Raw genomic sequence first — 12634 nt, forward strand, 5'->3', positions numbered from 1 at the left:
AAGCAATGGCACATAAATGGTATGCGATTCAAACTTATGCCGGCAGTGAGATGAGCGTTAAGAGAGCTATTGAAAATTTAGTCAAAGATCACAACATTGAAGAACAATTAAAAGAGGTTGTTGTCCCGACTGAAGACGTTATAGAGATTAAAAACGGCAAGAAAAAAATAAACGAGAGAAGTCTTTATCCTGGATATGCTTTTGCACATCTTGATCTAGATACCGCTCTTTGGCACAAGATCCAGTCTTTACCAAAAGTTGGAAGATTTATAGGTGAGTCTAAAAAGCCTACACCATTAAGCGATAAAGATATAAATTTGATTTTGGAAAAAGTCCAAAAGCGTGGAGCGCCTAAACCTAAAATTTCATTTGAAAATGGTGAAAGCGTTCGAATTACAGATGGACCTTTTGCAAATTTTACCGGTATAGTAGAAGAATACGATATGATACATGGAAAATTAAGGTTAAATGTTTCTATTTTTGGCAGAAGCACACCGGTTGAAATTTTATATTCACAAGTTGAGAAGATAGTATAAGGAGAGGTTTATGGCTAAAAAAGTTATAGGCGAAATTAAATTACAAATTGCAGCAGCTAAAGCAAACCCAAGCCCACCGGTTGGTCCTGCTCTTGGTCAGCAAGGTGTAAACATTATGGAATTTTGTAAAGCATTTAACGAAAGAACTAAGGATATGGCAGGTTATAATATCCCTGTTGTTATCACTGTTTATGCTGACAGAAGTTTTACATTTATTACAAAACAACCACCTGCAACAGATTTGATCAAAAAAGCAGCTGGAATATCAAAAGGTGCGGACAATCCGCTAAAGAATAAAGTAGGAAAGCTTACTAAAGCTCAAGTACTTGAAATCGTTGAGAGAAAAATCGTCGATTTAAATACAAACGACAAAGAGCAAGCCGCTAAAATAATAGCAGGTTCAGCTCGCTCTATGGGAATTGAAGTAATCGACTAATCCTTAAACCGCCGAGGATTTAAAATTTATGGCGGAAGCACTTTTAAATGCGGAGAAATTAATGTCAAAAAAAACTACAAAAAGATTTAGCGAACTACTTAAAAAAGTTGAAGTAAACAAAATTTATGCGCTAGATGAAGCAATAGATACCGTTAAAACTCTTGCTTCTGCAAAATTCGATGAAACAGTTGAAATAGCACTTAAGCTTAATGTTGATCCAAGACACGCTGATCAGATGGTAAGAGGATCGGTTGTTCTTCCTGCTGGAACAGGTAAGACTGTTCGCGTAGCTGTTATCGCAAAAGACGCTAAAGCCGATGAAGCTAAAGCAGCCGGTGCAGATATCGTTGGAAGCGACGATCTTATCGAAGATATCCAAAAAGGCGTTATGAATTTTGATGTTTTAATAGCTACACCAAATTTAATGGGTCTAGTTGGTAAAGTTGGTAGAATTTTAGGACCAAAAGGTCTTATGCCAAACCCAAAAACAGGCACAGTTACAATGGATGTTGCACAAGCTGTTAATAACGCAAAGAGCGGTCAAGTAAATTTCCGTGTAGATAAACAAGGAAATATCCATGCCGGTCTTGGTAAAGTAAGTTTTTCAAAAGAGCAGCTAAATGATAACATCTCAACTTTCATTAAAGCTATAAACAAACATAAACCGGCAGCTGCAAAAGGAAGATATATCAAAAATGCAGCGCTATCACTAACTATGAGTCCGTCTATATCGCTTGAGACTCAAGAGTTGATAGATTTACGTTAATTAAATTTTAATAAATTTATATCTTAGATTGGAGATAGCCGAGGTCAGTAGACTTAATTGGACGACCCGCTCTGCTTGAAATCACCGGTCGGAAAGGAGAATGAATGACAAGAAGCGAAAAATCTGAAATAATAGCAAAACTTGAAGCTGAATTTAAAGATAATGAAGCGATTATAGTATGTGATTACCGCGGACTTAGCGTTAAGAAACTTGAAGTATTAAGAAATGCCGCAAGAGAGCAAAACGTAAAAGTTCAAGTTGTAAAAAATACTCTTGCAAATATTGCACTTAAGAATGCAGATAAAGACGGCATGACTCTTAAAGATACAAATATATTCATTTGGGGTGACCAACTTTTGGCTACTAAAGTTGCAGCTAAATTTGAAGAGACTAACAGTGAGTTGTTTAAGATCAAAACAGCGCACATTGATGGCGAAGTTGCTAGTGTTGAGAAAGTTAAAGCACTATCTAAAATGCCAAGTCGTGATGAGCTTATTGCAATGTTATTGCAAGTTTGGAATGCGCCTATCCAAAATTTCACAATTGGATTAAATGCGCTTAAAGAGAAAAAAGAACAATCAGCATAAAAATTAGGAGAATTTAAAAATGGCAATTACTAAAGAAGATGTACTAGAATTTATCTCTAATCTTTCAGTATTAGAGCTAAGCGAATTAGTAAAAGAATTTGAAGAGAAATTTGGCGTAAGCGCAGCTCCGGTAATGGTAGCAGGCGCAGCAGGTGGCGCAGCAGCGGCAGAAGTTGAAGAGAAAACTGAATTCAACGTTGTATTGCTTGACGGCGGTGAGAAAAAGATCAACGTTATTAAAGTTGTTCGCGCTCTTACAGGTCTTGGTCTTAAAGAGGCTAAAGATGCAGTTGAGCAAACACCTTCGGTTCTTAAAGAGGGAATCGGTAAGGCTGAAGCTGAAGCAGCTAAAAAAGAACTTGAAGAGGCTGGCGCTAAAGTCGAGCTTAAATAATATTTATTATTTTGTTATTTTTGGAAGGAAGCTCTCGGGCTTCCTTAATTAAATTTTAGATGCCACAAATTTGCGGCTCAATACTTTTCTTTCAAACTTATACCACGAGGTAGATGCATGTTAAACAGCTTATACTCAGGAAATCGTCTTAGAGTTGATTTTTCAAATGTCGCTAAAGAGATAGATGTTCCTAACCTATTACAATTACAAAAAAAGAGTTTTGATTATTTTCTAAATTTGGGCGAAAATCAAGGCGAAAGCGGTATCGAAAAAGTTTTTAAATCAATATTTCCCATACATGATCCGCAAAATAGACTTTCGCTTGAATATGTAAGTTCAGAGATCGGCAAGCCTAAATACACTATTAGAGAGTGTATGGAAAGAGGTCTTACTTACTCTGTAAATTTAAAGATGAAAATTCGACTTATAGTTCATGAAAAAGATGAGAAAACCGGTGAGAAGATCGGTGTAAAAGATATAAAAGAACAAGAAATTTTTATACGTGAAATTCCTCTTATGACAGATAGAATTTCATTTATTATAAACGGCGTCGAAAGAGTTGTTGTAAACCAGCTCCATAGAAGCCCGGGCGTTATATTTAAAGAAGAGGAGAGCCCGACTGTCGTAAATAAGCTAATTTACACAGCCCAGATTATTCCCGACCGCGGTTCTTGGCTATACTTTGAATATGACACAAAAGACGTTTTATACGTTCGTATCAATAAACGCAGAAAAGTTCCTGTAACCATACTATTTAGAGCGCTTGGATATAAAAAACAAGATATTATAAAACTATTTTATCCTATCCAGACTTTAACTATTAAAAACAATAAATTTTTGACTGAATTTAACCCTGAAGATTATGTTGGCAGAATAGAATATGATATAAAAGATGAAGACGGAAATGTACTTCACGAAGCAGGTAAAAGGCTAACAAAGAAAAAAGCAGACAAGATCATAAGCGATGGTATAAAGTGGGTTGAGTATCCGACTGAAATTTTGGTTAATAGATTTTTAGCTTCTCCTGTGATCGATAAAGAGAGTGGGGAAGTTATATTAGATACTCTTGTGCAGCTTGATGAGAATAAATTGGTTAAAATTTTAGCCGAGCAAGACACTATAGAGATAGCAAACGACCTTGCGGCAGGCGTTGATGATGCGATTATAAACTCATTTATCGCAGATAGCGAGACTCTAAAACTTCTTAAGCAAACTGAAAATGTTGAAGATGAAAACGACCTTGCGGCAATTAGAATTTACAAAGTTATGCGCCCCGGTGAGCCTGTCGTAAAAGATGCTGCAAAGACATTTGTAAACGATCTTTTCTTCAACCCTGAAAGGTATGACTTAACTCAAGTTGGTCGTATGAAGATGAACCACAAGCTTGGACTCGATGTTCCTGAATATGTAACCGTTCTAACAAATGAAGATATTATAAAAACAGCAAAATATCTTATAAAGGTTAAAAACGGACAAGGTCATATAGACGATAGAGATCACCTTGGAAACAGACGTATCCGCTCTATCGGCGAGCTTTTGGCTAACGAGCTTCACCTCGGCTTTGTTAAGATGCAAAAGGCTATCCGTGACAAATTTACAAGCTTAAGTAGTAGCATTGAAGAAATTATGCCTTATGATCTTGTAAATCCAAAGATGATTACTACGACTATAACTGAATTTTTCACAGGCGGACAGTTAAGCCAGTTTATGGATCAGACAAATCCGCTAAGCGAAGTTACACATAAGCGCCGTCTATCGGCACTTGGTGAGGGAGGACTCGTAAAAGAGCGCGCAGGATTTGAGGTGCGTGACGTTCACCCTACACACTACGGCAGAATTTGTCCCGTAGAGACTCCGGAAGGTCAAAACATCGGTCTTATAAACACACTTTCAACTTATGCGAAAGTAAATAACCTTGGTTTTGTTGAAGCACCTTATAAAAAAGTTGTTGACGGCAAAGTAACCGATGAGATCGTTTATCTAACGGCAACTCAAGAGGAAAATATAGTAATAGCCCCGGCTTCGACTCTTATAGATGATAACGGCTATATAGTTGAAGATCTGATCGAAGCTAGACAAGACGGAGAGATGATACTTGCTAAACGCGAGGATGTCAAACTTATCGACCTTTGTTCGGGCATGATAGCAGGTGTTGCGGCTTCTCTTATTCCATTCTTGGAACATGACGACGCCAACCGTGCGCTTATGGGATCAAACATGCAGCGTCAAGCAGTGCCGCTTCTTCGCTCGTCTGCTCCTATCGTGGGAACGGGAATGGAAAGAATCGTAGCGCGCGATGCTTGGGAAGCTATCAAAGCAAGACGTTCAGGTGTTGTCGAAAAAGTAGATAATAAAAATATATTTATTTTGGGTGAAGATGAAGCAGGACCTTATATAGATCACTACTTTATGGAGAAAAATTTAAGAACCAACCAAAACACCACATTTTCTCAGCATCCGATAGTCAAAAAGGGCGATGTGGTTGAAGCAGGACAAGTGATAGCTGATGGACCTAGTATGGAAAGAGGCGAGCTTGCTATAGGTAAAAACGCACTTATAGCATTTATGCCTTGGAACGGATATAACTACGAAGACGCGATCGTAATTAGTGAAAAGATGATACGTGAAGATGCATTTACGAGTGTTCATATCTATGAAAAAGAGATAGAAGCTCGTGAGCTAAAAGACGGAGTAGAGGAGATAACAAAAGATATTCCCAATATTAAAGAGGAAGATCTGATACACCTTGACGAAAACGGAATCATTAAGATCGGAACTCATGTAAAGCCTGGCATGATACTAGTTGGAAAAGTATCTCCAAAAGGCGAGGTTAAACCAACTCCTGAAGAGAGACTTTTAAGAGCGATCTTTGGCGAAAAAGCGGGGCATGTCGTAAATAAATCATTATATGCAACAGCTTCTATGGAAGGTGTCGTTGTAGATGTGAAAATCTTTACAAAAAAAGGCTATGAGAAAGACAATAGAACAAATAAGGCCTATGAGGAAGAGAAGTTAAATTTGGAAAAAGAGCATCATGATAGACTTTTGATGATGGATAGAGAGGAGATGCTAAAAGTAACTTCTTTATTATCTAGAAACGCTCTTTCTGATAGTTTAACTATCGGTAAAAAAGAGTATAAAAAAGGAAGCAGGATAGATAAGGCAGATCTTGAAAATATCAACCGCTTTACACTAAATACTATTGTAAAAAGCTTTGCAAGAGATGTTCAGAAGAAATATGACGAGCTTAAAAACTACTTCCAAAACGAGAAGAAAAAGTTAAAAGAAGAGCATGACGCCAAGATAGAAATTTTAGAAAAAGATGATATCTTGCCAAGCGGAGTTGTCAAACTTGTGAAGGTATATATAGCTACAAAACGCAAACTTAAAGTAGGCGATAAGATGGCTGGACGTCACGGCAACAAAGGTATCGTTTCAAACATCGTTCCTGAAGTTGATATGCCATACCTTCCTAGCGGGCAGCCTGTCGATATCGTATTAAATCCACTGGGTGTTCCGAGCCGTATGAATATAGGACAAATTTTAGAAAGCCATCTCGGACTTGTAGGTTATCGCTTGGGTGAGCAGATAAATGAAATTTTTGAAGAGAAAAAAGGTGAGTGGATCAAGACCCTTCGTGCCAAAATGATTGAGATAGCCGATGTTTCTAAATTTACCGATGCTAAAAAAGCCATATCTAGTATAAGTGACGAAGATCTAATAGAATACGCAAGAGATTGGGCAAGTGGTGTTAAATTCGCAACTCCTATCTTTGAGGGCGTTAGAGTTGAAGAATTTGCTAAGCTATTTGAGATGGCAAAAGTCGATATGGACGGTAAAACCGAGCTTTATGATGGACGCACAGGCTCAAAAATAAAGGAGAGAGTAAACGTAGGCTGCATGTATATGCTTAAGCTTCACCACCTTGTCGATGAGAAAGTTCACGCAAGAAGTACCGGACCATACAGCCTTGTTACGCAGCAACCTGTCGGTGGTAAGGCGCTATTTGGCGGTCAAAGATTTGGTGAGATGGAGGTTTGGGCGCTTGAAGCTTATGGAGCCGCTCACACTCTAAGAGAGATGCTAACGGTAAAATCAGACGATGTTGAAGGTCGTTTAATGGCATATAAGGCACTAACAAGAGGCGAAAATGTACCAGAAACAGGAATTCCTGAGACGTTTTTCGTATTAACAAACGAACTTAAATCCCTTGCACTTGATGTTGAGATATACGATGAGGAAGATAACAATGAGTGAATTAAAACCGATTGAGATAAAAGAAGAGCACCGCCCTCGTGATTTTGAAGCTTTTCAGCTTCGCTTGGCAAGTCCCGAGAAGATCAAATCATGGAGTTATGGCGAGGTTAAAAAGCCTGAAACTATCAACTATAGAACTCTAAAGCCTGAACGTGATGGTCTGTTTTGCGCCAAAATTTTTGGTCCGATCCGTGACTATGAGTGCCTTTGCGGTAAGTATAAAAAAATGCGCTATAAAGGCGTTAAATGCGAGAAGTGCGGCGTTGAAGTAACCAGCTCAAAAGTTCGTCGCTCACGCATGGGACACATCGAGCTTGTAACTCCTGTGGCGCATATCTGGTATGTAAATTCACTTCCAAGCCGTATAGGAACGCTTCTTGGTATCAAGATGAAGGATTTAGAGCGCGTACTTTACTATGAGGCATATATAGTTGAGGCCGTAGGAGATGCATTTTATGATAACGAGAATAGCAAAAAAGTAGAAATTTATGACGTTTTAAATGACGAGCAGTATCAATCTCTTGCTCAACGTTTCGAGGATAGCGGATTTAGAGCTAGAATGGGTGGAGAGGTTATTAGGGATATGCTTGCAAGTTTAGATCTGATAGAGCTTTTAAATACTCTAAAAGATGAGGTGAGCGCTACAAATTCAGAGGCGAAGAAAAAAACTATCGTAAAGAGACTAAAGGTAGTTGAGGCGTTTTTAAATTCAGGCAACCGCCCTGAGTGGATGATGATTACAAATTTACCTGTGCTTCCGCCTGATTTACGCCCGCTTGTTAGCCTTGACGGAGGGAAATTTGCCGTTTCTGACGTGAACGATCTTTACCGCCGTGTTATAAATAGAAATGCACGTCTAAAGAGACTTATGGAGCTTGATGCGCCTGAAATCATTATAAGAAACGAAAAGAGAATGCTTCAAGAGGCGGTTGATGCCCTTTTTGATAACGGAAGAAGAGCAAATGCCGTAAAAGGTGCAAACAAGCGCCCGCTTAAATCACTTTCTGAGATTATCAAAGGTAAGCAAGGTCGCTTTAGACAAAATTTGCTTGGTAAGCGTGTTGACTTTTCAGGTCGTTCTGTTATCGTTGTAGGCCCAAAGCTTAGAATGGATCAGTGCGGACTTCCAAAGAGAATGGCTCTTGAGCTATTTAAGCCGCACCTTTTAGCCCGTCTTGAAGAAAAGGGCTATGCAACGACCGTTAAGCAAGCCAAGAAGATGATAGAAGATAAGACGAACGAAGTTTGGGAGTGTTTAGAAGAGGTTGTTAAAGATCATCCTGTTATGCTAAACCGTGCTCCGACACTACATAAGCTCTCTATCCAAGCATTTCACCCTGTACTAGTTGAGGGCAAAGCGATACAGCTTCATCCGCTAGTTTGTGCTGCGTTTAACGCGGACTTCGACGGTGATCAAATGGCTGTTCACGTGCCACTCTCGCAAGAAGCTATCGCAGAGTGTAAAATTTTGATGCTTAGCTCGATGAACATCTTGCTTCCTGCAAGCGGTAAGGCTATAACAGTTCCAAGTCAGGATATGGTTTTAGGAATTTACTATCTAAGCTTAGAAAAGAGCGACACCAAGGGAGCAAATAAAATTTTTGCAAGTGTTGATGAGGTTATGATTGCTGAAGAGGCGCACTGCCTTGAGGTTCACTCAAAGATCAAAACTATGATCGACGGTAAGACGCTATTTACGACTGCCGGACGTTTGATCATCCGCTCGATATTGCCTGATTTTGTTCCTGAAAATATGTGGAACAGAGTCCTTAAGAAAAAAGATATAGCAAATTTGGTTGATTATGTTTATAAAGTAGGCGGACTTGAGATAACGGCAGGATTTTTAGATAAGCTTAAAAATTTAGGCTTCCGCTACGCTACAAAAGCGGGAATTTCTATCTCTATAGCCGATATAATCGTTCCTGAAGGAAAACAAAAGCATATAGATAGTGCTAAGAAAAAAGTTCGCGAAATTCAAAACCAATACGGCGCAGGTCTTTTAACGGATTCAGAAAGATACAACAAGATAGTCGATATCTGGACCGATACAAATAATGTAGTTGCAGGCGAGATGATGAAGCTCATCCAAAACGATAAGGGCGGATTTAACTCGATTTATATGATGGCGGACTCAGGAGCCAGAGGTTCTGCTGCACAAATTCGTCAGCTTGCCGGTATGCGTGGTCTTATGGCTAAGCCTGACGGCTCTATTATCGAGACGCCTATTACCTCAAATTTCCGCGAAGGGCTAAACGTACTTGAGTACTTTATCTCAACTCACGGCGCCAGAAAAGGACTTGCCGATACCGCGCTTAAAACGGCAAATGCGGGATACCTGACTAGAAAGCTAATTGACGTTGCGCAAAACGTAAAGGTTACGATTGAAGATTGCGGTACTCACGAAGGCGTTGAGATCACTGAAATCACCGAAAATGGTGAGCTTATAGAAAGCCTTGAGGAAAGAGTGCTTGGAAGAGTGCTTGCAGATGACGTTATAGATCCGATAGCAAATGAAATTTTATTTGCGGAAGGCACTTTAATAGATGAGGAGAAGGCAAAAGCCATAATTGAAGCCGGAATAAAATCTGTTAATATCAGGACTCCTATTACTTGCAAAGCCGCAAAAGGAGTATGTGCTAAGTGTTATGGCCTTAACCTTGGAGAAGGCAAGCTGGTAAAACCTGGAGAGGCTGTAGGTATCATCTCTGCTCAATCAATTGGCGAGCCTGGAACTCAGCTTACTCTTAGAACATTCCACATCGGCGGGACCGCTTCTACCGAGCAACAAGATCGCCAGGTTATAGCGCAAAAAGAAGGCTTTATAAGATATTATAACCTTAATACTTATGAAAATAACGGCAAGAGAATTGTAGCTAATCGTCGTAACGCAGCTGTTTTATTGGTAGAGCCAAAGATAAAGGCTCCGTTTGATGGCAAGATCGAGATAGAAATAGCTCACGAAGATGTAAATATTACCATAAAAGGTAAGAAAGAGGAGGCTAAATATACTCTTAGAAGAAACGACCTTGCTAAACCAAACGAGCTAGCTGGAGTTAGTGGTAAGGTAGAGGGTAAAATTTATATACCTTATGAGCATGGAGACAAGATTGAAGAGAATGAGAGTATAGCCGAAATCATTAAAGAGGGATGGAACGTACCTAATCGTATCCCTTTTGCAAGTGAAATCAAGATGGCTGACGGTGATCCAGTAGCTAGAAAGATAGTTTCTGGTGCAAAAGGAGTATTGAAATTTTATATTCTAAAGGGCGACTATTTAGATCGTATTAGAAATATCAAAAAGGGTCACATTGTAACTGAAAAAGGTATATTTGTCGTAGTTGCCGATGAGGATGATAGAGAGGCTGTGCGTCACTATATACCAAGAAATTCGGTTATTAAAGTCAACGATAGCGATATAGTAAGCTTAAAAGATCTTATAGCTGAACCCGTAAATGAAGAGCAGTTAATAGTAGCTGAGTGGGATCCATACTCTACGCCTGTTATTGCAGAAGAAGCTGGAGTCGTAGCTTATGAGGATATAGAGCCTAACTATAGTGCTTCTGAGCAATATGATGAGGCCACAGGACAGACTCGTCTTGTAATAAATGAGTACCTGCCTTCAGGTATTAAGCCTACTATCGTAATAAGCACTAAAGATGGCAGAATTATTCGCTATCAACTTGAGCCAAAGACTGCGATATTTGTAAATGATGGTGCAAGTGTAGAGCAGGCTGATATCTTGGCTAGAACGCCAAAAGCTGTAGCAAAATCAAAGGATATTACAGGAGGTCTTCCTAGGGTATCTGAGCTGTTTGAGGCAAGAAGACCTAAAAATACAGCTATCATTGCAGAGATTGACGGTGTAGTAAGATTTGATAAACCGCTTCGTTCTAAAGAGAGAATTATTATCGAGGCGGAGGATGGAACTACATCTGAATACTTGATAGATAAGACTCGTCAAATTCAAGTAAGAAGCGGAGAGTTTATCCACGCTGGCGAGAAGCTGACAGATGGACTTATATCAAGCCACGATGTCTTAAGAATTTTAGGTGAAAAAGCGCTTCACTACTATCTGATAAGCGAAATTCAACAAGTTTATCGCTCTCAAGGCGTTGCGATAGCTGATAAGCATATTGAGATTATAGTTTCTCAGATGCTAAGACAGGTTAAGATAATAGATAGTGGAGATACTAACTTTATAGTTGGTGATATGATCTCTCGTATAAGATTCAAAGAAGAAAACGAGAGAATAATGCGTATGGGAGGCAATCCTGCTATAGCTGAGCCAATCTTGCTAGGTGTAACTAGGGCTGCTATAGGAAGCGATAGTGTTATCTCTGCTGCATCTTTCCAAGAGACAACTAAGGTCTTAACAGAGGCTAGCATAGCTGCTAAGATAGATCATCTTGAAGATCTTAAAGAAAACGTTATTTTAGGACGTATGATACCTGTTGGAACAGGTCTTTATCAAGATAGAAAGATAAAGCTAAAACAAAATTAAATAATTTTTTGCCCTGCCAAAATTTAGCAGGGCAATTTATAAAATTTGAGCTTAGATTTAAAATTTATCTTGCTCAAACTACGAATTCAAGAGTTTTAAAACCAACCTATAAGCTAAGAATTTAGAAATTTACCTTAAATTAAGCCATTTTTAAATAAAATTAAGTCTTTTTAATAAATTTAGTCGAAAGGAATTACTGTGCCAACCATAAATCAATTGGTCAGAAAAGAGCGCAAGAAAGTGATTGTAAAATCAAAATCTCCGGCGCTAAAAGAGTGTCCTCAAAGAAGAGGCGTTTGTACGAGAGTTTACACAACAACTCCGAAAAAACCAAACTCCGCTTTGAGGAAAGTTGCCAAGGTTAGATTAACCAGTGGCTTTGAAGTTATTAGCTATATCGGTGGTGAGGGTCACAACCTGCAAGAACACAGCATAGTGCTAGTTCGCGGCGGTAGGGTTAAAGACTTACCTGGTGTTAAATATCACATAGTTCGCGGTGCGCTTGATACTGCGGGTGTTGCAAAAAGAACAGTTTCACGTTCTAAATACGGTGCTAAACGCCCTAAACCTGGCCAAGCAGCAGCTGCGGCGGGAAAAAAGAAATAAGAAATTAGGTTCGCAGACGCGCTTTTAATTTAGTTGCGTTTGAGTAAAATTTATAAAAATTTGAAGGAATAATCAAATGAGAAGAAGAAAAGCCCCTGTAAGGGAAGTTTTACCTGATCCGATATATGGAAACAAAGTAATCACTAAATTTATTAATTCGCTTATGTATGATGGTAAAAAAAGCGTAGCAACCGAGATTATGTATGGTGCCATTAAAGCTATCGAGAAAAAAAGTGGCGACATAAAGGGTATAGACATATTTAACGATGCTATAGAAAATGTAAAGCCTGTTATGGAAGTTAAATCACGCCGCGTTGGTGGTGCCACATATCAAGTTCCTGTTGAGGTTCGTCCTGTGCGCCAACAAGCTCTTGCTATCCGCTGGATAATCAGCTACGCAAGAAAAAGAAGCGAAAGAACTATGATAGACAAGCTAGCTAACGAACTATTTGATGCGGCAAACTCAAAAGGTGCATCTTTTAAGAAGAAAGAAGATACTTACAAAATGGCAGAGGCTAACAAAGCGTTTGCTCACTATCGCTGGTAATAAG

At 39.1% G+C, this 12634-nt stretch carries 9 protein-coding genes; all 9 read left to right on the forward strand.

Going from position 1 to position 12634, the window contains the following annotated elements; translation table 11 throughout:
- Nucleotides 1–5: 5 nt before the first annotated feature.
- The 9 genes from nusG to rpsG all read left to right on the forward strand — a co-directional run bounded on the left by nusG (nt 6) and on the right by rpsG (nt 12630).
- On the forward strand, nt 6–536 hold the full coding sequence (nusG, locus tag CDOM16189_RS02400; RefSeq protein WP_169974403.1) for a transcription termination/antitermination protein NusG: 531 nt from the start codon (nt 6–8) through the stop codon (nt 534–536).
- A 10-nt stretch (nt 537–546) separates the two neighbouring features.
- Nucleotides 547–972, forward strand: a complete 426-nt coding sequence (rplK, locus tag CDOM16189_RS02405; protein WP_169974400.1) for a 50S ribosomal protein L11 — start codon at nt 547–549, stop codon at nt 970–972.
- Between the two features lie 61 nt (nt 973–1033).
- The gene (gene rplA / locus CDOM16189_RS02410) at nt 1034–1738 is read left to right on the forward strand and encodes a 50S ribosomal protein L1 (protein WP_169974399.1); all 705 of its coding nucleotides are present in this window, start codon (nt 1034–1036) and stop codon (nt 1736–1738) included.
- Nucleotides 1739–1842: 104 nt separating this feature from the next.
- Nucleotides 1843–2325 (forward strand): 50S ribosomal protein L10, encoded by a 483-nt coding sequence (gene rplJ, locus CDOM16189_RS02415; RefSeq protein ID WP_169974397.1) that lies wholly within the window; start codon nt 1843–1845, stop codon nt 2323–2325.
- A gap of 19 nt (nt 2326–2344) precedes the next feature.
- On the forward strand, nt 2345–2719 hold the full coding sequence (gene rplL / locus CDOM16189_RS02420) for a 50S ribosomal protein L7/L12 (RefSeq protein ID WP_169974395.1): 375 nt from the start codon (nt 2345–2347) through the stop codon (nt 2717–2719).
- Between the two features lie 117 nt (nt 2720–2836).
- A complete protein-coding gene (rpoB, locus tag CDOM16189_RS02425) occupies nt 2837–6976 on the forward strand; it encodes a DNA-directed RNA polymerase subunit beta (protein WP_169974394.1) in 4140 nt (1379 codons plus the stop codon).
- Complete coding sequence (gene rpoC, locus CDOM16189_RS02430; protein ID WP_169974392.1) at nt 6969–11477, forward strand: DNA-directed RNA polymerase subunit beta'; 4509 nt, start codon at nt 6969–6971, stop codon at nt 11475–11477. Before rpoB ends, rpoC begins: the two co-directional genes overlap by 8 nt.
- Before the next feature lie 198 nt (nt 11478–11675).
- Complete coding sequence (gene rpsL / locus CDOM16189_RS02435; protein ID WP_169974390.1) at nt 11676–12083, forward strand: 30S ribosomal protein S12; 408 nt, start codon at nt 11676–11678, stop codon at nt 12081–12083.
- Nucleotides 12084–12159: 76 nt separating this feature from the next.
- Entirely contained in the window at nt 12160–12630 is a 471-nt protein-coding gene (gene rpsG / locus CDOM16189_RS02440) for a 30S ribosomal protein S7 (RefSeq protein ID WP_169974388.1), read from the forward strand.
- Nucleotides 12631–12634: the final 4 nt, after the last annotated feature.

Source organism: Campylobacter sp. RM16189 (genome assembly GCF_012978815.1).
Lineage (GTDB): Bacteria > Campylobacterota > Campylobacteria > Campylobacterales > Campylobacteraceae > Campylobacter_A.